Raw genomic sequence first — 24503 nt, 5'->3', positions numbered from 1 at the left:
ACGAAAAACATTATGTTTTTTGTTAAGTGGTTATGTCTATTTTTTATCTCATCATCATTGAGAATGAATTCTTAATTCCAATATAAGAATGCGTTTTCTGCATGCTGCATCTTTCATTTGCATTTCATCAAAAGTTAAAAAAATGTAAATATTTATTCAAAACTGCCTTCAATATTTATAGAAAAATAAGAGGTCATTATGAATAGGCAAAAGCTCATGCAGCAGATCATTATCGCCATTCTACTGGGGATTATTACCGGTTGGGGATTTCATCATTATCTTGATGCCAGCCAAACAAAAGAAGTTGCCTCCTATATCAACATCATCACCGATGTATTTTTGCGCTTGATAAAAATGATCATCGCACCACTGGTATTTGCCACGATTGTTACCGGGCTGACGTCAATCGGCGGGTCATCCTCTGTCGGGCGCATCACCATCAAAGCGATGGCATGGTTTATTATCGCAGGGTTAGTCTCACTTGGCATTGGCATGCTGATGGCTAACCTATTCCAGCCAGGTGTTGGTCTTAATATCACAGTCCCACAGCAAGGCGAGGTGAATACTGGCTTGAATGCCAGCGGGTTCTCGTTGAAAACCTTTATCAGCCATATTTTCCCGAGTAGCTTTGCCTCCGCGATGGCGAATAATGAGATCTTGCAGATCCTGATTTTTTCCCTATTTTTTGGCGCAGCGCTTTCCTATATCAGCCACAATAGCCAGAAAAAAAGCCCGATCGTGTCCTTGATTGAAGATCTGGGGCGTATCATGTTCCGTATCACCGATTACGTGATGTCATTTGCGCCGATAGCTGTGTTTGCTGCCATTGCCTCCGCTGTGACTGTTCAAGGTTTGGGATTGTTGTATGACTACGGCAAACTGATAGGACTCTTCTACCTTGGCCTATTCTTACTCTGGGCTATTTTGTCCGCCGTCGGGTTCTTTTTCCTCGGTAATGGTATGTTTTCACTGATGAAATTGATTCGGGAACCGGTGACATTAGCATTTGCGACCGCAAGTAGTGAATCGGCCTATCCCAAGACCATGAACGCACTGGATCGTTTTGGTGTCCCGAAAAAAATCTCCAGTTTTGTATTACCGTTGGGCTACTCCTTTAATCTGGATGGTTCAATGATGTACCAATCTTTTGCGGTACTCTTTATTGCACAGGCTTACAACATTGACCTGAGCGTCACAGAACAAATCCTGATTATGTTGACGCTGATGATCACGAGTAAAGGTATGGCAGGCGTCGCACGTGCTTCGGTGGTGGTGGTTGCGGCCACGTTGCCCATGTTCCATTTGCCGGAAGCTGGGATCTTACTCATCCTCGCTATTGATCAATTCCTTGATATGGGACGTACAGCGACTAACGTAGTCGGTAACAGTATTTCTACGGCCGTGATTGCTAAGTTGGAAGAAAAGCAGGGAGGCGAAATCTTGCGCCAAGAAGTTTGAACAGACTTGCTGTACTCTGCTCAGCGATTACAACAAGTTTGAGTCTATCCCAATAGGTTCTTAATTTGATGGAAGAACGGTTAATTGGTGCATCGTGTTTTCATATATTGCCAAAAGCGCTCAGAAGAAGGATTAAGGCGGGAGTGAGTTCGATAAATGAAAACCCCCATTTTTATCGAAGCTTGCTCTGGCGCCAACAAACACAGCTTTTGCTTCTTGAGTTCCTCACGGATTGAATAATCCGGCAGCCAGCCGACGCCGTGACCCTCCAGCACCATACGTTTCAACAGTTCGCTCATGGATGAAAGACAAAAATAAGTGAACTGATCTTTGAAATCTTTCTCCAGTAACTGATTGACCTGACGCCCCATATAACTTTCATCAGTGTATTTCATCAATGGTAAGGGCGTATTTTCCAGATAATGTAACGGCTTTCCATCAGGCTTACAGCCAGAAACAAGATATAACTGTGCATCCAACACCTTATGATGAAGGAACGGTGACGTCATTAGCTCTTCATTAAAGAAAGACAAAATAAAATCATTTTTGCCGTTTTTAAGATTATTGACCGCTTCATCAACATTAATGGATTCGACATTAAAAACCTTGTCCGACTTCTCTGCGAAACCGGAAATTAACTGAGGTAAGAGGGAAATAGAAAGCGAATGGGCTGCGGCGATATTAATGCGGTATTTAGATATTTTCCCACCTTTTATTTTACCGATTTGATATTCTATATCACCAAGAAGATTCCTGGCATAAACAATAAATCCTCTTCCTTGTAACGAAAGTTGTAGTGGATTTGAATTACGATTAAATATTTCAAAGCCGACCGCATTTTCAAGCGCCTGAATTCGCCGACTAAAAGAAGATTGTGATATATTCCTCCGTTCTGCGGCAAGCGTAAAACTTCGTAACTCTTCCAACATCACCGCATCATATAACCACTTCAACTCAATATTATTAAGCATGAATTAAACCTTATTATTGATTGGATTTCCTAAAATGACTTATGCAAATACAGCATGACACATAGAAATATTGCAATTACGAACAATCGTTGTTGTGCCATCATAGCGATTATTTACGGAGGTGGTACATGAAAAAAATAATTGGAGTCCTTGGTGGTATGGGACCAGCAGCAACACTGGACGCAATGGAAAAAATAATTAAAAACACACCTGCAACTTGTGATCAAGAGCATATTCCGGTGATTGCGATCTCTTTCCCAGATATTCCTGACAGAACGGCAAGTATACTTTCTGGTGGGGAATCGCCATTAAATAAGATGTTGGCCGCATTGCGAATATTAGAAGCGGCGGGAGCACAGTGTATTATTATGCCATGCAATACAGCGCATTATTGGTATGATGAATTAAGGGTATCTACTAAAGCTCATTTTTTGAATATAATTGATATTACTTGTAATAAAATTGTCAGTGAAGGTGTTAATAATATTGCTATTCTTGCGACAACTGGGACGATAAAGGCAAATCTTTACCAAGACAGATTGAGAAAAGAGAATGTAAGGTTTGTTATTCCTGATGATATTCAACAAGGAGTTATTATGGACAGTATTCTGGCTTATAAAAGTGGGGATGGGGAAAGGGCGTATCAGTTATTAAAACCTGTTATTTATCAGCTTAAAAATATTGGTGTTGAGCGGTTTATTATGGGGTGTACTGAAATACCGGTTATTCTTAGGAAAGATTGTGATAAGAAGGAGTATATTGATGCTACGGAGGAGTTGGTTAGATGTGCGATTGATTGGTGTTAGTTTATTTCAGGTGTAATCTGACAGAAAAAATAAATAGGCGTGTCTCACTATTATGAAAAAATATTTAGCTGATAATGTAGAATATGATTCATTTTTGGAAGAAGTTAGTGATGAATGTCATCATATGCTAAATATGGTTAGTATTTATCGATATTTATTCAATCTCATTATTTGACTATTTTCTAAAATACATTTTTTTCGCCGGATAATAATTTTTACAAATTAAATACAATGCAATAATAAAATATAAAGTTAACTTTAATAATTCAATAAAAAGTTCATCAATAGAATAAACAGATTGAGGAAATATAAAGGATAAATAAGGTGATAAAGAACTTTCCAAAGGAATTGCCATTCCCGGCATCATGGAAAATATCCAAATGCTCAGATGGTTAATGTTATTTAATGATTTTTCAGAATTAAATCCATAACTTAAAGCAAAGCCTGTGCCTAATACTCCCATTGTTATCATTAATAATATAATATGTATTATAGAATATAAACTGGCATTTATAAAAATAAGCAATAAAATGGAAATAAGCGTTATTGGTAATAATCGTGTAATAAAAAATAGCGTTCTTGATAAAACTAATTTATATACTTTGGTCGACATATAGGGGTAAATACCTGCATAAACTTCAACTTCCCACGACAATAAACCAGAAACAAAGGCTTGAGAAGCAAATATATAAGAATATTTGTGCAAAAATACATCAATGAAATTGTTTTTATTTTCAGAAAACATCATTATTAAAATAATAATATTTAATGGAACATGAATGAAAACAAGGATAATATATTCTTTAATTGTTATTTGCCTAAAATAGTTTTTAAAAATTAAAATCATTATTTTCATTAGCTCATCCTCATTCTGCCGTCTTGTAAATATTTTTCCAATCTTTGATTTATTCTTTTATTCAGCCAATAAACCGTAGAAAGCCAAATAAATAGTGTAATAAAAAATAGCCAAATAGAGGTATGGCTTATTTCTTGTAATAACCAATAACTCGGGAATATCATCGATATTTTATTAACCCAAGGCAAATTAAATAGATTCAGGCCAATAATAAAAAGAATATATCCAAACCACGGCAATGCCAGAATAGGTTGCTTCCATAAATTAATTAGAAAAGAGATAACAAAGCAGAATACACAGGTGAATAATAACTCGCCCGTAATATAAAATAGAATGATCGAGTTAATATTAATGTCGCGCATAATATATCCAACAAAAGGAATAATAATGGCTGGCAAGCTGATAAACCCATTAGCCGTAGATCTTAATAAAATTAATTTATAAAATGGAGTGCCTGATGAAATAACATAGGAAATAGTTTCAAATTTAAATTCATTGGATATATTTGACATGGCAGAAAACAATAAAATACTAATGCAGGTAAATAAACCTGATCTTATGGCTAAAAAAAGTGCGCTGCTATTATCGCCATTGTATAAATAACAGTGGATTGCCAATACAATACTTTGCAGACTAATGCCAATTAAAAAAGAGGAAGTGACAATTCTTTCCTGCCATTGAATTTTTGTAAAAAACATCAATTCATAGAAAAAATTATTTCTCATTTTTTATCCTCCATAATTTTTAATAATTTAATTTCCCTATGTTGATGTTTATCGATAAAATTTTTATCGTGGGAAACACAAATAATCATCCCATTGTTGGCGCAATGTTTTTCTATCTTGCTATGCAGGAAATCAATACCATCACTATCCAGTCCATTGGTCGGTTCGTCCACTATCCATAATGGATAGTGCGCCTGGCATGCCCTTGCCAAATGTAACCGTTGGCGCATTCCCAATGAATAATTAGCATAGGGTTTATAAATATCCACTTCTTTCAAACCGGTTTCCAATACCAGATATTTGGCGGCGGCTCTGCTTAATCCATTACCTTTTAAGTGAGAAAACAAAACCAAATTATCAATGGCATTCAATCGGGGATAGAAACCAGAAGGGGCACCGAAAGAAACACCGATTTGTTGCCTATAACGGGATAAATCATGATAAATATTACGGTCATGAAAAAGGATCTGACCACGTGTAGGTTGCAAGACCGTTGCCAATATATTCAATAGTGTTGATTTGCCACTGCCATTCTCCCCTGTGATGGCAAGAAATTCCCCTGCATTCAATAAAAACGAAAGAGCATTAAGAATATTCAGGCCACCATTGTTGTAACAAAGATCGGTAACTTTTAGCATCGTTTCCCCTTTTTACAACTAGTTAAAAATATCACACATTATAAATTAACCTGAAATTACTTAAATAATTTCCTTTCCATAATTTCAATGCTTGTCACATATTTTCTTAATTTTTCTGGGACTTGTTTCTGGAAAACAGATCTATCACCATCAGTTGTTAAATATATAGGTATATCTTTTGCTGGTGGTTTTATATTATAGTTTGGGTGATCATATGCACGCATTATAATTCTTCTTTCTCTTGAGAGTTTTTTAGCCCAATCAAGATCTGAAACATACCTATCACTTGTTTGTATCCAGGATGGGCCATATTCAAGGAATATATTATATCTTGTTATATTACTTAAATTCTCAGATACACGATGCCAAAGCCCTCCCCACATTAAAGTAATGTCTCCAGCCTCAACCAAAAGGTTAACTTCATCGGAAACTGGAGAATGAGTATTATATTCTTGAAATGTTTGGGAGTAGTGTGAACCAGGAATATAAATAAGGTTTCCCATATTTATCCTTGGTATATCTGTCAGCCAATATCCAACTTTGACTCTAAGTGGCAATGAACTAAATACATTGAATGGAAGGTTACGTGGGCCATCAATATGCCAATTATTTCTTGATGTTCCATTCGGTGGTCTGACGAAAAATTGGCTCAATAATAATTTGATCATTTCACCATAAATATCATAGATAAATCCTATGTGATTTTTATTATCAATAAGCTCTTCAAAGACACTATTATTTTCAACAATATTTCTATCCATATGAGAGTTATTATCATCAATCTGAGATTCAAAACTACAAGACTTTATAATCTCATTTTTATATTTTTCAATATCATATGAATTCAATGCGTTTTTTATGATTAAAAAACCATTTTTTTTGAAGGCATTCCATTGTTCAATACTAAATCCTTCAGGTGCAATATTTAACATAATATTTATCCCTATCTAATAGAATAAGAAGTCAAACCATTATATGGTGCATCATATTCCAAATAATCAACAGCCTCATATATCCCAATAAAACTCATTGGAATCCTACTATATTTTTTCATTTCCAGGATACATGGCTTTATCACTTTTCTCTCTTTAATACCTGTATTCCCATTGGAGGAAATATGCTTATGGGTATGAATAAGAATAGGGATAAAACCACCTCCTGCAAATGCACCCTTTAGCATTGCAAATCCCCCTACACCATCAACCTTGCATCCTTTTCCTAAAGCTGAAAATCTCCCCATATAATACCAACTTGGTGAACATAAACTGCCATGTTCAACATGAAATACACCCGCTTCCAACCCAATAATAGCACCACTTGAAATTCGTAATACACTTCTATAGAAACTTAACAGCAATGTTCTTTTTCTTTTATCTGGAATATGATATCGACCATTTAACAACAAAATTCTGAGGAGTTCTGCTATAGAATAATTAAAGCCTTCAAACTCAACAACTTCTTTATCCCATGAAACAATCCAATCTAAAGGGCTTAATAAACAAGAAGTTAAATCGTTTTTAATATTTTCAAATACATTATTATTATAATAAGCATCAGGTTCCATTTCCGCTTTTGATAAAAATAAAACACGCTCTATTACTGTTATTATATTTAATATAGTACAGTTCTTACTGGCATGATAAATAATTAAATCTAATTCATCATTATTATCAGGGATTGGGTATATATGATCTATTCCATCTGTTGCCAATTTCCACTTTTCGTACTGTTTTCTTCTTTTTAATTTTGATATGCACTTATTTTTTTGAATGAAATTTAACAAATTTGACTTTATATTTTCTTTTTTCTTGGTTTTTTTTATAATAAATTCAGCCAATAACATTCTATAATCAAATGTTATCAATGGATTTATTGCTATAACCGCATTTAAAATAGATTCCTCTAACCACTCTATTTCAACGCTATTAAGATATATTTTATGTAATAAATATAAAATCGTCAGCTCATTGTCAATTTCAGTATTAAGAAGAAATGAACCATAGGATTCTTCATCTACATTAATACATTTTAAAAAAACCTCAACCCATTTTACATCGTAGTCTTTTATTTTTTCCTCAATAAAATCAATTAAAGAGTATCTATCATATTTCCATTGTTCATCAACGTAAGAATCACTACATAGTAAAATGTAGCTACCAATTTCATACTTATTTATTTTAGCGGATTCATTCATGATATGACCTATAAATTGGTACGAAATCTCTGGAATTTCGAGTCGTTTGTAAAATTTTCCCTATGGAAAGAAATTTCACATCCATTAGGAAATCTATCAGTGATATATTCAATAAAAACATTATAATCTTCATCTGAAATATCTACTTTTACATCAAACTTTCCTTCGTCTACCTTGGTTATTTGATATTCGACAAGCCCTTTTATATTTTTAAATATATGCATAAATATAGTTGGAGAAAATTTTGAACCATTTATTTCCCATAAAACAATAGAACGTCCAACCAGTTCTTTTATTAAAACAGCGTGTTCATTATTTTCAATCTTAGCAATATCTTTTGTATTATATCTGACAAATGGCATATATTTATCAACTTTAGTGATTATAAGCTCCCCTTGTCCATTTTCATCTGGATTTAGAATTTCGGCTCTCAATGAAGATGAATCCAGTTGCATTACACCATCGCACCTTTCTGAGGCTATAAAACCAAATTCACTCATTGAATACTGACTTACAATATTACACTCAAATATATTTTCAATCCTATGTCTTAGCTCTTTTGTCAATACCGCCCCTCCAGATAAAATCAAATCTGGCTTTATAGTTAAATCACCTTTTAATTTTAAATCTGCTAACATATTTAATATATTTGGTTTAGATGATAATATTGATGCATTTATTTTATTGATTAATTTCAAATCATCACTAATATTGTTCTGGAATGACATTGCGTATCTTAAAAATCCTTTTGATTTCTGAAAAATATCAGGGAAGAATGCATTTCCTGCTTCTATATTATCTGTTATAAACAAAGAGCCATATAGATCATTTGACCATACATTTCTACCATAGATAGCAACTATTTTATGATATCTCAAAAGTAACATCTCTAATACCGTACATGGATGTTGCCAAAATACTAATGGGGTACCAGAACTCCCCGAAGTGTGAAATTCAATTATATCTGTTATATCTTCATCATCTGAGCAATAGTCATCATTAAAACTTACATCTCTTTTTGTTATGATAGGATAATTTTTTATAATGTTGCTATTTATTTTATTGTAAACGGGAACTTTTCTCAATTTTTCCATTTCATTTTCGTTAAAAAAACATTCAGGAAGTTGCATTGGATTAGTTAAAGAAAAGATAAAGTTATTATATTTTTTTATAATTTCTTCATTATAAATAGGTAGATACTTTTCAACAACCTTATCATTAGGAAAATTATGACGTACATTAACATTTTTCATACTATATCCCCTTTTAAAGTACTATTTAACAAATTTAAATCTATATGTTTTCAAGTGGTATTATTGGGAAATAAGCAGCATTATTAACTATATTTTTAAATTGAAGAATAGATCCATTGTAATCTTTAAGTTTATCTATATTTCTTAATAAAGACGTATCAAAATGATTTTCATTAAAGCATCTTGCGACTATGCCGCTTTCATCCTTCCTTAATAACAAGTGAGAGTTTTTATAATCTTTTTTACAATCTATTTTAATCTCATCAAATTTAAATTCAAACAAAGCAAAATATCTTGCTTTGTTTGTTTTTATATTAATAATTCTATATTTAAACTGTGACCCATAAGGTATATTCCCTGTGCTTTTGATATTTCTTTTTATATTTTTATTAAGGTGATTTAAAACCCAATTAGGTGGTAGATATTGTATGAATCCATCGAGATTAGAAATCAACGATAAATCTGATTCATCATTATTCCATGTTTCATATACTCCTACCGCCTTTTCATTTGATGACATTCTTATTTTTGTTTTTGTTTTTTTGTAATCATTTCGCTTCTTTCCAAGAATAATGTCTGCCAAACTTAATAAGTGAAACCATTCATATCCTACAATACCAATTTCATTATCAACAAATCTACCTTCACTTATATCTTTATTCCTATTTTTGCTCATTTCTATCGTTATAGAATAAATTTTTTCATCCTTAATATATTCTGCTATATTTTTCACCATTAAGGAATTTTTATAAATATCATTAACAACTATCCTTGTATTTTTTTCCTCGCATTTTCTAATTAAAAGTGATATTTTATCTATATTCTTATTATGACAAAATGGTTTTTCAACTAGAATTTTAGACCCAGATTGTGATGAGATGATAGTTTCTATTATGGTGCAATGTACAGGTGTAGGGGCAGATATAATCCATATGCAATTCTTCATGGAGTTCTTTTCAAAAAAATATATGGCTGTTTCTACATCAGAAAAATCAGCTTCTTTTTTATATGGATCAATAGTATAAACATTTGTTTTTGGTAATAGAAACTTTAATCTATCTTTATATAACCCCCCTATTTTCCCTAAGCCGACAATTATCATAAACATATATTTTCCTTATAATGAAATTATACAATAAATACATTTTTTATAAATCACAAAAAAGTAAATTATATCATAATCCTGAAAAGTGTTGGGCATGAATACCCCCAACACTTATTTTTATAAAGCCATTCAATAGTTCTATTAGCCAACGCTATCAGACGCTGTTAACTTCACGATTACTTTTTTATTTGATTTCATAATAATATCCTCATATAAGTTTATAAACTGAGATATATGCCTGAGTGATATATAACCTCTTAATTATATTAAAAATATATATATCTCTTTAAATCAATTAAGCCATAATCTCTAGTGGTTGTATCTTAACGATACGGCTGATAACATAACACAACAAATTAGAAACAACTATATTACATTTTTAACGGTTTTTAAACGTACCGCAAATTAACTAATTTTCACAGTTAACCATTTGATTTAACAGTTTTTTAAAAAATAATTCGATTAATGACCTCTAAACACTTTCTTTGACGGATAAAAAGAGCAAAAAAGATAAGTTAACAACCGAAGATTAATACGATAAATAGTTCATACACTATGTAGGTATTAAAAAGATATCCGACGACTCTCACCAGAGATACAGTAATATAATAATCGGCAACTTGGCTGTTTCAGTTTCATATTGATCTTCACATTGATATTAATCAAAAACGGGTCATGATTCCAAAGCGTTATAATGATGTTTTTCAATATAGGCACCCATAAGTTTTTCATGAATTTCTATCGAACGTGAATAACAAATCGTTCTTCTTGCTAATCGTTTGATATGAATGCGTAGAGTAAGATTATGTCGCTCTATACGCTGGGTAAAAATTTTGCCCACCAAATATTTTTCTGGTTCAATTTCCCGAGCATAACTTCCCCAGTTATCGGTCGTCATAAAACGAATATTGAAAGGTGCCAATAAATCAAGGCGTTTTCGGCAGGTTTCATCGTTTCGGGGACCAAATACACGGGCTATGACTTGTTTTCTTTTTATATCAAAAGCATACCAAAGCCAATCACGTTGTTTTTTATTACCTACGAAAGACCATTGTTCATCCAACTCGCAAATGAGCGTGACATCATTGTAAGCCTCCTGCCTTGATGTTACCTGCTTTGGTGAGAGTTTTTTAAAGTCCGTATAACCGTGTTGATGCCGATGCCTAAAACACGACCGGTATCCCTGACACCAGAACCATTCATCGCCATATCAATCACTTTTTCTTTCATGCCAGGCTTATGACCATTGTAACGATAGTTAAGTTGAAAGGTTTTTTGGCAGTCTTTACAGTAATAGCGTGGAAAACCCGCTTTACCTGTTCCGTGTTTACGGACTGGTTCTGTTTGGCTGCAGTATCGGCAAACAACTGCTATCGTGACAGACATGATGATCCCCCTCTGGAAAAGCATAATAATAATCAAATTAACGCCTTGGAGTCATGACCCAATATACTGTATTTTATTGAATTTATTTTTATTTCTTATTTGATAAATTGTGAGGTATAAGTTACATAGATATAGTAGAACAATAATTGCTAACAGTCTCAGTAAAGAAATTGAATCAATTTTATCAATTGAATAGTCATTTATATCAAAAACCCTTGAAGAGGGGTCATTACTACACCTGTGTCGTAAAAAATTATCTTGGAAAGCTGATAAATGAGTTTCAGGAGTTGCCAATAACCGCAACTCCTCCCAAACAAAAACCTCAACTAACTACCCCAATCTCCTTTCTCTTTACCACCCCATAAACTCCACCCGCTAGCATTGCACCAACCAAAATAGCGCCCAAATAAGCCAATACAGGCGTAATCGTTCCCGGAATTAATAATACAAACAACCCACCATGTGGTGCCATGAGTTGCACACCAAAGTACATCGAAAGCGCCCCCGTCACTGCACCACCCAGAATACAACTTGGCAGTACCCTAACCGGATCTTTCGCCGCAAATGGAATCGCCCCTTCGGTAATAAAACACAGCCCCAATACCAGTGCCGCTTTTCCACCTTCGCGCTCACTGTGCTCAAATTTATTCCGTGCAATCATGGTTGCCAGCCACATTGCTAATGGTGGAACCATTCCCGCGGCCATAATTGCCGCCATTGGTCCATAGGTCTGTGCACTTAACAACCCGACACCAAACGCATAGGCCGCTTTGTTAACCGGACCGCCCATATCCGTACACATCATGCCGCCAAGAATCATGCCAAGGATCACCGCGTTGGTGGTTCCCATTGATTTCAGCCAGTGGGTCAGCCATTCCATAATTGTGGCTACGGGTTTACCCACGACATAAATCATGGTTAATCCGGTGACTAACGCCGCGACCAATGGGATGATTAAAATCGGTTTTAATGTCTCCATGCTTTGCGGTAGATGTAGTTTGGTTGTCAGGAGCTTGGCAACGTAGCCCGCAAGGAAGCCTGCGATAATACCACCAAGAAATCCTGCGCCAGTGCTGACGGCGAGCATACCACCAATGAGTCCGGGCGCTAATCCGGTGCGTCCTGTGATGGAATAGGCGATATAACCTGCAAGCACGGGCACCATTAAAGCAAGTGCGGAGCCGCCACCGATTTGCATGAGTGCTGATGCTAATGTGCCGGGTTCTTTGAAGGCTTCAATGCCAAATACAAATGACAATGCGATGCACAATCCGCCTGCGACAACCATCGGCAGCATGTAGGATACGCCGGTCATCAAGTGTTGATAGATATTGGGGTTTTCCTGTTTTTTATTGATGGACGGATTGAACGCGTTGGAAGCGGAAGTGCTGCCTGTGGCTGTGTAAATCTCTGCTTCGGTTAATGCGTTATCCAGCTCTTGAGTGGTTCTTTTCAAGGCTGCGCCTGTGGAGGTACGATAGAGGCGTTTTCCGGAGAATGACGAGAGATCTACATCAATATCTGCCGCTACAATCACCAAATCCGCTGCTGCAATCTCTACGTCGGTAATCGCGTTATTGGTTCCCACGGAGCCACGGGTTTCTACTTTGATCTGCCAGCCGCGTTTTTGTGCTTCGGTCTCCAGTGCCTTGGCTGCCATAAATGTATGGGCAACACCTGTCGGACAGGCGGTGATAGCGATGATATTGACGGGGTTTTGTTGATCCATGCTGACGATATTTTGCTGTTGGTAAATATTGGCTTTTGTTTTGGCATGATGGAGAAATGTTTCCGGTTCACGGATCGCTTGTTCAGCAGGGCCTGTGAAGGCTTTTTTGCCGTGCAGGTTAAGTGAGGTTGGTGCAGATTCACCGATAATGATCACCAGCTCGGCATTGTCCACGTCGGTAACAAGAGAAAGGCCATGCCTGACGGCTGTATTTTCCAATATATGTTTAGCGAGGTAAGCGCGTGCCTGTCCCTGTTTATCGTTGCTGATAATGAGTGTTTTCATGATGTTCTCTTCTTATTGTTGTTTTTCGATGGATTAGGGGTTAACGCAGTCAGTTCGACTTTTGCCATTAGTCGGGCGAGTTGCTGGCGGTCGATGTTCCCAATGTTGCTTTGGCTGACAGTCATAGCGGAGATGGCGGTAGCAAGGCGTAATGTGTGCTCACTGTCTTGTCCCATCATCAGGCCGTAAATCAGTCCGCCGACCATGGCATCACCTGCGCCAACGGTGCTGACGATTTCGCAATGCGGTGGTTTAGCGAGCCATATTCCCGTTGAATTGACCAGAACCGCGCCTTCTTCACCCAATGAAACGACAACGTGCGAGATCTCCGTGGCACGCAGTTGATGGGCGGCAGTGATGATATCTTCGAATGTCGGTAAAGGCCGCCCCGCCCAGATCTCCAGTTCGCGGCGGTTGGGTTTGACCATCCACGGTAGAGCCTTGAGTCCGGCAGTCAGGGCTTCTCGGCTGCTATCAAATACCACGCACAGACAGATTTCGCGTAGGCGCTGCATCCATTCAGTGAAGTCATCCAGTTCTACACCCGCTGGCAGGCTGCCGCTTACGCACACCATATTGAATTCACCTAGCCACTGGATGGAATCTTTGGCGAAGCGTTGCCACTCTTCTTTGCTGACACTGAATCCTGAAAAGTTGAAATCAGTAACCAAACCATTCTGTTCAGTCAGTTTGACGTTGGTGCGTGTTCGTCCCTCTATAACCTGAAATCGATTGACGATGCCCAGTTCTGCAAAGTGTTTTTGAAAGGTGCTCTGGTTTTCTTTGCCCAGAAAACCACCTACGGTGACGTCGATACCGAGTGTTTTGAGGATCTTGCCAACGTTGATGCCTTTGCCTGCCGGATATAATCCCGCGGTCTGGATGAGATTGACTTCGCCGGTTTTGATGCTTTCAACCCGTCCAATCAGATCATAAGCAGGGTTTAGGGTGATCGTCGCGACTTTTTTGTTGATGCTATTTGTGTTCATGCCATTTCCTCGCCCATATTTTTGTTAATAAGGGATTCAATGGCGAGCAGGGCGTCTTTGGCATCGGAGCCGACCGCGGTAAAGCGAATCCGTTCGCCTTGTTTAACACCTAAACCTGCAACTTGCATCAACTTACACCCATCGACGGGAATGCTGTTTCCATCAAGATAGGTGATGGTGATTTGGCTATGGAATCGTTTGATGGTATTAACCAGAAGCGCGCTGGGGCGGGTATGCAGGCCATGTTTATTAGGTAGGATAAAATCCGCGGTCAGTGCGTTTTTTTGAGGCAGTATCGTTTCTTGTGGTACATCCATTGTCAGTAGGTCTACGATGGCTGTGCTATTTTTGGCACGTAACAGGCACTCACCTTTACCTTGTTGCAGCAGGGTGCTGAGATTATCTAGAAAACCGTGCAGTTGATCGTCTGCGCAAGCGATGGTTAATAACAATCCAACGGGTTGTTTATCAACAGTAAAAGGGGTTTTGGGGCGGGAGATGGCAATTGCATTGTGCAAATTGCCCTGCGAACTGTCACTGAACCAGATACCTTGTCCAAGGTGTATTGGCGGTTTGGTAAAGATATCGGCAATAAATTTTGCATTCACTGCGTTGGCTTGTTGTAGCCGAGAGATGTTTATTACCTGCAAGGTTGTCAGGTCATGTGCGTCAATATCCAATGTGAGCGTGGAGTTATCCAGCAAATAGGCGGATTTGGTGTTCATTAATAAATGATAGAGTTCATTTACATCAGTGGTTTTTGCCATCCGGCTGGCGCGGTTTTCATCACGAATGATCGGGATCAACTGATGCAGCAGATTAAGGTGTTCGTCGGATTTTGCCGCGATGCCGATAACAAGGTGGACCGTTTGGTTATCGCCCCAGTCGATTCCGTTCGGAAATTGCATCACTTGTACACCCGTTCTCAGTACGTTGTTGCGGGTTGTATGGGTGCCATGTGGGATGGCAATACCATTGCCCAGATAGGTTGAAGAGTGTGTTTCACGTTCCAGCATTCCTTCGACGTACTCTTTATTGGCATATCCCGCCGCAGTGAGAGCTGTGGCGACTTGGCGAATAGCATTTTCTTTATTGGTAGCATATGCTGCCAGATGGATATCTTGTAACAATAGATGAAACATTGATGTTTACCTTTTTATTATTAATTGAAACGATTCAGCTTTTTGAGTAAAAAATAACATTAAATGAATTCATGTTATTTTTATTATTTAATGAACCAAGTAATTTTGTTTTTAAATAGCAAATTCTTACCGAAATAGTTTAATCTTAATAATAAAATGAACTAATATAATTTTTATTACCAGCTTGTTTTATAGCTATTAATTATTTGTTTCGTGATGAGGATGGATAATGTCAATTACCTGTATTATTGGGAACCGTATCGCCAAAGAGTTAGAATGTAAAGTGAGGTTGTAGGTTATTTTATGAAATGGTGATGGCGATCTTGGTTATTTAAATTTTAATGCAACTTATTAATGATAAAAATAATGTTAATCGAAGGAACGTTTCAATTAAAGGGAATGAGTTATTCAAAGGAATGCCGACTCATTGGCTTCGTTTATCCGGTGCGCCGTAAAACCCCGTCCTTTAGGGTAATACCGCTCGCTTAAGGAAAATGAAGAAGAAAACTGTCGCATTCTCCATCTGAAAAATCCAGTTATATCGGGATCCTTCAGTTTTCTTTGTTAGCACTTCCATGAATAATTATTCAAAAAAATGCTTAAGAGAGCGGTATTACGTTTCAACGGTCAGTTTTTTGAGAAAACGAGAGAGCTGACTTAAATCTTCCGGAGTTTTGAGATTTTTAGCCAGCTTAGTGGCCAGGGCTTCTAACTGTTTCTCGTCCATCTTTTCACCTGTTTTAGTTAATAAATTAAACATACCAAAAACAGGCAATTACACAAATTTAGAAACAGGGTCCATAAAGTGACTAATTATGCAAAATACATTTAACTCTATCGAATGTAGCGTATCTAATCTGTGGCACCCTGCAAAATAAACTCCCGTAGTAGCTTGTTCAGTTCAATATTGACTTTAGGTGGCGTTAGCTTTGTGCCTAATTTATCTTCTAGATAGGCCTTAGCTTTGGCTTTATCCACTGTTGCCTTAAGTGCATCAAAACGACCATAATCGTTTAAGTTAGCGGCGGTGAGATTTCCTTTCGTTAGTTTTTTAAGCTGCTTACCATCAAGTCCCAAAGCATCGACCATTACCTGCAAGGCTTTATCTTCTTCCTCTGCTTGAGCACGGGTAATGTAATCCTGTAAGGATCTGCCTGCTTCGATGATTAAATTACCTGCTTGTACATCAAGCAGTAGCTTGTTTGCCTGTTTTTGTTCCGCTTGGCTTAAGGTAGCAAAGGATTTATGCAGTTCATCAAGCGTTTGTTGCATCTCCTCTGACGTGACATTCGGTTGATCGCATTGCTTAAGAAATTTGGTGAACTGAGCGTTCATATAGTTATGATCAATTCGCCCCGTGTTTTGCTTGGTTAAATAGCCCAAAATGGCATAAGGCACAGCAGCAGGCTCACCACCACCATTACCTGAAGAGGATGACAACTCTTTATAACGTTGTAACATCGCTTGATACTGATTCTCATCAAAATCAATATCCACGGTATTACCCGTTTCTTCAAATGAATAGCTGTTTTTCTGCCAGTTAAATCCTTGAACTTTCGCAGCCTCCAAGATTTTGCTGAATTCATTAAACAGACTGGCAAATTTAGCACGAGTTTCTTCATCTTTCGGTAACTGACTAAAATCGCTGATCTTCGCGTTTTTGAAAATGATTTCTATCTCGGCAAATTTTTCATTAAGAGAATGTAAGTTATCTTCCAATTTCTCCACAAATACACCATAAGGACGGTCTCCAGAATAGAGTTTGAGTGCTTTATTGATGTTGAGTTCCATTGTGTGCGGTTTGCGATAATAACGAATGTTGCCAAAAGGTTTATCGATACCAAATAATCGGTTAGTGCGAGAAAACGCTTGAATGATATTCGCGTACTCAAGTTCTTTATCCAAATACAGGGTATTCACCCATTTGGAGTCATAACCGGTGAGCATCTGATCAACAACAATCAGTAAATGTAATTGCTGATCCGGTTGTTGTTCGACATATTGATAAGGTTTTTTGTGCGCAAGACGTGCCGCAATATCCTTTTTAAATTGCGCATGAGTGGGCAGGGTATAAGTCGTATTGTAGGTTTTGTTATAGTCTTCAATAATCTCAATTAACCCAGCCTCTTTAGTCACGGCGTTACCTTTGTTATCAAGATTAGGATCAAACAATGCTGTTATCTTCAGTTGAGGAGCTTGCTGTTTGAATAATCGATAATACTGTAAGGCATCAGGAATACTGTGTGTGGCAAAAATGCCATGAAACTGATTATTACGGCTAAAACGTACCCAGTTAGCCAGAATATCATTAATGACTTGCTGTTTATGCTCTATACGATCATATTGCGTTGTAGGCAGTAATTCTTCAATGCCTCGCACTTTTTTACCATTGATTTCTTGGGTCGCCATTGGCACTCGAGCACTGTCCATGTACTTTTCATAAATTTTAGTTTTTGCAGGATCGGCAAACACTTCAGCAACACTCGTTGCTTTGGCTTTTTCAAGTGCAACCGCCTCGCGTAAGTCATCATCACGATACGTCATCACTTTGCAAGGGTCGAACCCCAGCACGTTACCATCTCTAATACCATCCGCAATGCTATAACGATGTAACTCATCACCAAAAATCGTACTGGTTGTACTGTCCTTCTTCTGGTTTTCTTCTTGGATTGGCGTTCCTGTAAAGCCAAAGAACACCGCATTAGGGAAAGTGGCTTTGATGATAGAAAGCATATCGCCAAAGGTTGAACGGTGGGCTTCGTCGACAATGAACACAATGCGCTTTTGATTAATACAGTCGATATCCGCAGTTTTTAGTTGTCCTTCATCGTGGATGTTGCTCATCTTTTGAATTGAAGTCACAATCAAGCCATCGCTTGGCTTTATGCTTTTCAGTTTGGCGATCAGGACATGGGTATTTTCTGTTCCTTGAACATCATCACTGGCATCGGCAAAGCTGCGATATTCTTCTAAGGATTGTGTTCCTAACTCAATGCGGTCCATCAAAAACACCACTTTATCGGCATCGCCAGAGTTAGCAATCAGTTGCGCAGACTTAAAACTGGTCATGGTTTTACCCGAGCCAGTGGTATGCCAAATGTAGCCACCTTTATTTTTAATAGACCAGTCCAGGCTGGCGACTTTACTTGAAATAGCATTAGCAGCGTAATACTGATAGCTGCGCATCACTTTAAGAATGCCATCGGCATTGTCGGCAACAGTATAAAAACCAATTAATTGGTGAGCCATCGGGATGGATAGCAACCCCTCGATCACTTTCTGCCAGTGGTTGATGGGTTCATTAGAAAAATCGGCCCATTGGAAGTAGTAATCATGATTAAAGATTCCGTCCTTTCCAGGGTTAGCAAAATACAAGGTGTTATCTGGATTCATTGCAACAAACACCTGCACTAACGCCATGATGCCGCCGCTAAAATGCCCTTCATGGGTGTATTTTTCTATCTGGTTACACGCTTCAATCACTGGGACGCCAGAACGTTTGAGTTCAAGGTGGATAACGGGCATGCCATTAATCAGCAACAAAAGATCACCGCGCCTGTCGTGCTGGACGGCACTTTTGCGTTCAAATCGAGGTTGCTGAACAATTTGATACCGGCTTTTCCCCGCGGCTATTTCTTGGCGGTCGTAAATATTGAGACTGATCTCTTTGCCATAGTGCAAAGTGTCTGCGGCATTGTCACGTTTAATAGAGACCGTTTTACCGTTAATAAAACCGTTTAGTTTGAGAGGTGTTTTAAGCGCATTGATTTGCTCTATAATTTGCTGCATCTCACTCTGGCTGAGTGGCACATTGTTTAGGCGATCAATGCTGTTGTTATTTTGATAAAGAATATCCGCCCAATTTTGCAGCAAATCGGCTTCGGTGAGATTGGTTAATACCTTATCTTCCCAGCCTTTCTTGCATAGCTCGGAGATAACATCTTGTTCAAATTGGGCTTCACTAGTGTAGGTCACAGCTTATCCTTAGCGTTCAGTCTAAAAAGCTCAGTTACCTTTGGTTTATGAGTGGTAACAGATAAAATTGACATCAGAGTGCGCCCCAACCCAACGTTATGAGCGCATCCATATTGAGTATTAATTCAGTGTTTAAACAAACATTTTTTCTAAGCACGCTTGCTTAATATTTTTCAGCTTATTAATGTGTTGCTGCTGGAGCACAATTAAGCGATCGAGGTTATGGAAGTAATTGCCGATTTTAGTTTGTTCAGCTAAATCATTAGGGTAATAGATTAACGTTTCTTTAATCGATGATTTTGATATTGATAACACTTTTGTTCCTTGCATTATTGGTATCAACTGATCATGATATAAGTTCGAATTCAGAAAATAGCCTAAATATTTCGGCGCGAAAGGTGTTGATGGTCTAATAGCGATAGTATGCAAGCCAGCAAATAATAACTGTTCACCTAAATTGTAAATTTCCGTACATTTACCAACGGATGTATCTTCTGCCGCATCAGCAATAACTATATCGCCATTCTGTAAACAATTGGGCATTAGGTTACTTACTAGCGCCTCATTAGAAATATACGGTATGTTTGTCTCAAAAACGTCTAATACTTCATCGAATTTAATCAGAACGTCACCATAGTGAACATTCATAGCTAATCCGGATTTATCATTTAGCTGCGCTCTGGAGAGACTGTTATTAGCGATATAATTAAAACTATCTTTAAAAACTTTAGTTTCCCAATCCCCACTAAACCCAGTAAAACGCATCTCTGGCACTTTTGCTCCCGCTTTCGGGAACATCTTACCCAGCATTGCCTTTTTTAACTGCTGCAACTTGGTATATTTTAATTGATGGAGTTTTAGTTGTTGGTCGATATGTTGGAAGAAATCTCCAATCTTTTTTTGTTCAACTTGATTTTGTGGATAGCGGACAAATGTATCCTTAATCGCTGATTTAGATATTGATAAGACCTTGATCCCTTGCATCAAAGATAACAGCTGATCATGGTAACAGTCCGAATTTAGGAAATATCCGAGATACTTTGGGGCAAAGGGCGTAGTAGGTCTTACTGCAATGGTATGCAAACCTGAAAATAGTATATTTTCACCCAAGTTGATGATTTCCGTGCATTTACCTACAGAAGAGTCTTCTGCTGCATCTGCAATAACAATATCTCCATTTTTTAAACGGTTTGGAATCAACTTCTTCGCAAGGGAATCATTAGTAATATAAGGCACTTGATTAGCCGAAATATCTAGCACTTCACCAAATTTAATTAATATATCACCATAATGAATATTCTTTGCTAACCCAGCTCTTTCATTGAGTGCTGCTCTAGATAAACTGTTGTTAGAAATATAGCTAAAAGTACCTTGAAAATCTGACGTTACCCAATCACCTTCAAAGACATTAAAACGCAGAGCAGGTTGCAACGCTTTTTCCTTACTCATCGGCGCCACCTTGCAACTTTTCACCAGAAAGGAACTGTTGCAGTTCTTTTAAGCCCAGCATATCAAAATCACTACCTTGTAACTCGCCCATCATTGCAGCCAGGCGTCGCTCCACTTGTTGCGTTTCTTGGGCAATATCGGCATACGTTTGTGCATACTTTCCTGCCAAAGTTTCTAGCTTACAGGTCAGTTGCTGCAAGATTTGATTTGGCAGTTTATCTAGGGAATTAACAATGGGTTTTACCCATTTAAGCAGCAATAGATGATCAATCTCATCTTGGGTTAAGTTTTCGATTTTTTTACGTGTTGCTTCCAGCAAATCTTCATTTGCGGCTTTGAGGTTTACCTTCAGTGATTTCTCTTCTGTTTGTAACTTATCTACAGCAAGTAACTTGCTTTCAAAGCTGTCATCAGCAAAGGTTTCGCCTTTCTTTTTGTCGGCTTTGATCTGTTTCACTTCTTTGTTCAGCGCTGCGGTAACAAATGCGGTTTTGTCGTCGTTAACGTATTCCGCTTCTTTATCATCTTCGCTAAGCGAATCGAAGATCTCTTGAACCTCGGATTCGATGCTTTGCAAACGTTCTGCCATTATTTGGATTTTTTCTAGGTCTTTTGCAAAGTAGGTTTTTTCAACCAACGCAAAGGGGAAGATGCGACCAAACCAACCGTCTTGAACCTGAACGTCTTTGCCTTTTTGCTTTTTGGTCACCATATTCGGTTCAACTACTTTACAGGTATCCATACCTTCGGTTTGGATCATTTCCAAATCCGCACTGAGCTGCTGCCATTGATCATCAAACAATTGGTAAGCATCGTATTTATCAATCAGTGCGATTCCTTCTAAGCGGCGGAAAATCTCTTCACTGATGATATCTTGTTGGTGCGATCGTTTGACTTGTAACAGTTCTTTAATCAAACTCTTTGTCAAATAAGCCTCAAAATCACTAAAAGCTTGTTGATACGTTGCCATAAATTGCTGCACATCACAGTTAGCTTCAATCGCTGCTTTCACATCAGCAACTTTTAATGCTGAGTAATTACTGGATGTTAGTTTAAACAGGCTTGCCTTGAGGTTAGGCATGGCTTGCCAATAGTGTTTTAGCGCATCCAGTTCGTTATTAGGGATACCACCAAACATAGAGGCGTAAATATCCCAACTTTCCGCTGCATCTGAAGAATCCACATAACGCGGGATATTGAGGTTATAACCATTATCGCGAATGGTGTCACGGCTAACTAAGGCTGCAAATTTTTCCTGTGGTTGACGGGTGACCACAGCATCCACAATACGTTTTATGTCGCAAGCGCGAAGTTTGTTGTTCTTACCTTCTTTCACGAACCCTTTTGAGGCGTCGATGATCAATACATCGTCATTGTTACGTGTTTGCTTAAGCACCAAAATAATGGTTGGAATGCCCGTACCGAAGAAGATATTTGCTGGTAAGCCGATAATGGCATCAATATGATTCTTTTCAATGAGGTTCTCACGGATCTTTCCTTCATCACCACCACGGAATAATACCCCGTGTGGTAAAACGATGGTCATAATACCATCGGGTTTCAAGTGGTACAGATCGTGTAGCAAGAATGCATAATCTGCCTTCGTTTTTGGCGCTAAACCAAAAGGCGAATAGCGAGGGTCTTTGTCTTTAAACTCTGGATCCCACTTTTGTGAATAAGGAGGATTAGAGACAACCGCATCCACACGCATTGGTTCATGGGTTTTATCTTCATCCAGAGGCCAATCATCTTCCAGGGTATCGGCGTTACGGGTGATGATGTTATTTGGCAAAATACCACGCATAAACAAGTTCATACGAGTTAAGTTATAGGTGTTTTGCTTGAGCTCTTGCGCGTAATAACGGATGTTATTTTCACCATCAAGACGTTTTTCTACCGATTGACCGATGTTGATCAATAGAGAGCCGGAGCCACTGGTTGGATCGTAAATTTTGATATGTTTGTGGTCTTTCAGGTGTTCAGCCATGATTTCTGACATCAATACCGAGACTTCATGGGGAGTGTAGAATTCTCCGGCTTTTTTCCCCGCATTCGCAGCAAACGAGCTGATTAGGTATTCGTAGATAAAACCAAGCACATCATAATCATGCTTGTCTTTCATCGGAATACCATTAATCAGATGAATCAGATTCATCGCCGCTTTGGTTTGTGCAGCGGCACTTTCGCCCAACTTGCTTAGCCCGGTTTCCAGGGTAGTAAAAATACCGTCAAACAAGTCTTTATGATCTGGATTAATCAAGCGGCTGAACGCCGATAACGCATCACGTACATAAGCAATGTCGAAATCTTTACCATCACTGATCCAAGTTGAGAACAGATTGTCATAAGCGATGAAGTAACCTAATTCGTCTTGAATGTATTTGAGAGTGTCGGTATCGCCCTCATTCAATTCTTTGATCGATTGCTCATCAAATTCGTTTTGGATTAAGAACTGAATTTGCTTATCAGACAAAAACTTATAAAAAATGAAGCCTAAGATATAATCTTTGTAGTCGTTTGCTTCGATTTTAGAACGCATTTGGTTAGCCGATTCCCAAATCTTGGCGGCCAGTTGTTGTTTATTCATGTTTTACTCTAATTACTATTCATCAATGACTGAGCAATGCGCTTAAATGAGGCAAAGCAGGTATCAAAATCGGGTGTTTCTGTATCAAACACCATTGGGGTGACAAAGTCTGTAAACCTTTGACTAAACAGCGGGTTAGACTCTAGCTCTTGCAAGCCTAGCTTTAATTCTTGAACAGGGTTAGCAACAAACTCCGCATGCTGATTACCAAATCGCTTAACGTCTTCTTGTAACACGGTTTGGAAAAGGGACATAAGAGTTTCAAAATCAAGTTTCTGGTCTGCGTCAATACAATGTACATCGTAGATATGGCGTATCAACGTAGCGTCATCTTTGCGCTCAGAATCTCGTTTGACTAGCATGGTACGGCGCAGCATAGAAATGACTTTCTCCACCAAAGTGGATTGAACGGAGATACAAGAAAATGCGTTGACTTCGTGAGGCTGATGATACAGCTCAGCAACCAGTGATTGAATGCTACGCTGTTCTACTTGAAACAGAGGTATGGTCTCCATCAGTTCCAGTTTAATGATTGGGCGCAAGCAAGGTGCTTGTCTAAATTGCTGTGGGTATTTCAGTTCATATTCGACGTAGCGGTATTCATCACGGGCCTTTTTTTCTTTAATAGAAAAATGGCTTGATTGGTGAGTTAGAGACTCTTCGATTTGTTGCACCAGAGCCTTACGTGTCGCCTTGCGCTTGTCACGACCGAATGAGTTAAATACATCCGTTGGGATGAGTTTGATGTCGACATCTTCCGACATCCTGAGGATTTTTACATTGGATTTAGCCAGTGCCGTCCCGCCAGAAAAGACCATTTGATGCGTATCAAAAGCAAGCTTTGCTAACTCAGCAAGCAAAGCCACTACCCAGTAATCTTTTTCAATAATGGCTGGGTTTCCGAGCTCTAAGGCATCGGAAACCTCTAAGAATTGATCTTTTAATTTTTTCATTT

At 38.1% G+C, this 24503-nt stretch carries 18 protein-coding genes; 2 read left to right on the top strand and 16 right to left on the bottom strand.

Annotated features, from left to right (window positions below):
* The first annotated feature begins 198 nt into the window (after positions 1–198).
* Positions 199–1458 carry a dicarboxylate/amino acid:cation symporter gene (locus Xmir_RS00670; RefSeq protein WP_099112582.1) on the top strand — a complete coding sequence of 420 codons (1260 nt, stop codon included), beginning with the start codon at positions 199–201 and terminating at the stop codon, positions 1456–1458.
* 80 nt (positions 1459–1538) lie between these two features.
* On the opposite strand, the gene Xmir_RS00665 is transcribed toward Xmir_RS00670, so the two are convergent.
* On the bottom strand, positions 1539–2429 hold the full coding sequence (locus Xmir_RS00665) for a LysR substrate-binding domain-containing protein (protein WP_099112581.1): 891 nt from the start codon (positions 2427–2429) through the stop codon (positions 1539–1541).
* 128 nt (positions 2430–2557) lie between these two features.
* On the opposite strand from Xmir_RS00665, the gene cuyB reads away from it, so the two are divergent.
* On the top strand, positions 2558–3235 hold the full coding sequence (gene cuyB / locus Xmir_RS00660; RefSeq protein ID WP_099112580.1) for a cysteate racemase: 678 nt from the start codon (positions 2558–2560) through the stop codon (positions 3233–3235).
* Positions 3236–3410: 175 nt separating this feature from the next.
* On the opposite strand, the gene Xmir_RS00655 is transcribed toward cuyB, so the two are convergent.
* The 15 genes from Xmir_RS00655 to Xmir_RS00585 all read right to left on the bottom strand — a co-directional run bounded on the left by Xmir_RS00655 (position 3411) and on the right by Xmir_RS00585 (position 24414).
* Positions 3411–4091: a hypothetical protein gene (locus tag Xmir_RS00655; protein ID WP_099112579.1), complete on the bottom strand. Its 681-nt coding sequence runs from the start codon at positions 4089–4091 to the stop codon at positions 3411–3413.
* Entirely contained in the window at positions 4091–4816 is a 726-nt protein-coding gene (locus Xmir_RS00650) for a hypothetical protein (protein WP_099112578.1), read from the bottom strand. The genes Xmir_RS00655 and Xmir_RS00650 overlap by 1 nt, the downstream gene beginning before the upstream one ends.
* The gene (locus tag Xmir_RS00645; RefSeq protein ID WP_099112577.1) at positions 4813–5454 is read right to left on the bottom strand and encodes an ABC transporter ATP-binding protein; all 642 of its coding nucleotides are present in this window, start codon (positions 5452–5454) and stop codon (positions 4813–4815) included. The genes Xmir_RS00650 and Xmir_RS00645 overlap by 4 nt, the downstream gene beginning before the upstream one ends.
* Before the next feature lie 56 nt (positions 5455–5510).
* Positions 5511–6386, bottom strand: coding sequence for a phytanoyl-CoA dioxygenase family protein (locus Xmir_RS00640; RefSeq protein ID WP_099112576.1), 876 nt, complete (start codon positions 6384–6386; stop codon positions 5511–5513).
* Positions 6387–6397: 11 nt separating this feature from the next.
* On the bottom strand, positions 6398–7648 hold the full coding sequence (locus Xmir_RS00635) for a hypothetical protein (RefSeq protein ID WP_099112575.1): 1251 nt from the start codon (positions 7646–7648) through the stop codon (positions 6398–6400).
* A gap of 8 nt (positions 7649–7656) precedes the next feature.
* Positions 7657–8901: a phenylacetate--CoA ligase family protein gene (locus tag Xmir_RS00630; RefSeq protein WP_099112574.1), complete on the bottom strand. Its 1245-nt coding sequence runs from the start codon at positions 8899–8901 to the stop codon at positions 7657–7659.
* A gap of 40 nt (positions 8902–8941) precedes the next feature.
* Positions 8942–10009: a Gfo/Idh/MocA family oxidoreductase gene (locus tag Xmir_RS00625; protein ID WP_099112573.1), complete on the bottom strand. Its 1068-nt coding sequence runs from the start codon at positions 10007–10009 to the stop codon at positions 8942–8944.
* 670 nt (positions 10010–10679) lie between these two features.
* Positions 10680–11392, bottom strand: a protein-coding gene (locus Xmir_RS00620) for an IS1 family transposase (RefSeq protein ID WP_208620367.1) whose coding sequence is annotated in 2 segments (ribosomal slippage) — positions 10680–11140 and positions 11140–11392 — 714 coding nt in all. Because the reading frame shifts where the segments join, the coding sequence is not laid out codon by codon here.
* 322 nt (positions 11393–11714) lie between these two features.
* Positions 11715–13406 carry a PTS fructose transporter subunit IIBC gene (gene fruA, locus Xmir_RS00615; protein ID WP_099112572.1) on the bottom strand — a complete coding sequence of 564 codons (1692 nt, stop codon included), beginning with the start codon at positions 13404–13406 and terminating at the stop codon, positions 11715–11717.
* Positions 13403–14380, bottom strand: coding sequence for a 1-phosphofructokinase (gene fruK / locus Xmir_RS00610; RefSeq protein ID WP_099112769.1), 978 nt, complete (start codon positions 14378–14380; stop codon positions 13403–13405). The genes fruA and fruK overlap by 4 nt, the downstream gene beginning before the upstream one ends.
* An 11-nt stretch (positions 14381–14391) precedes the next feature.
* Complete coding sequence (gene fruB / locus Xmir_RS00605) at positions 14392–15537, bottom strand: fused PTS fructose transporter subunit IIA/HPr protein (RefSeq protein WP_099112571.1); 1146 nt, start codon at positions 15535–15537, stop codon at positions 14392–14394.
* Between the two features lie 852 nt (positions 15538–16389).
* Entirely contained in the window at positions 16390–19512 is a 3123-nt protein-coding gene (locus tag Xmir_RS00600) for a type I restriction endonuclease subunit R (RefSeq protein ID WP_099112570.1), read from the bottom strand.
* Between the two features lie 132 nt (positions 19513–19644).
* Positions 19645–20961: a restriction endonuclease subunit S gene (locus Xmir_RS00595; protein ID WP_099112569.1), complete on the bottom strand. Its 1317-nt coding sequence runs from the start codon at positions 20959–20961 to the stop codon at positions 19645–19647.
* The gene (locus Xmir_RS00590) at positions 20954–23548 is read right to left on the bottom strand and encodes a type I restriction-modification system subunit M (RefSeq protein WP_099112568.1); all 2595 of its coding nucleotides are present in this window, start codon (positions 23546–23548) and stop codon (positions 20954–20956) included. The genes Xmir_RS00595 and Xmir_RS00590 overlap by 8 nt, the downstream gene beginning before the upstream one ends.
* Positions 23549–23556: 8 nt before the next feature.
* Entirely contained in the window at positions 23557–24414 is an 858-nt protein-coding gene (locus tag Xmir_RS00585) for a nucleotidyl transferase AbiEii/AbiGii toxin family protein (RefSeq protein ID WP_244170822.1), read from the bottom strand.
* Positions 24415–24503: the final 89 nt, after the last annotated feature.

The sequence above is a fragment of the Xenorhabdus miraniensis genome (assembly GCF_002632615.1).
The sequence above is the reverse complement of the archived record's forward strand: the minus strand, read 5'-3'. Positions and strand labels throughout refer to the sequence as shown.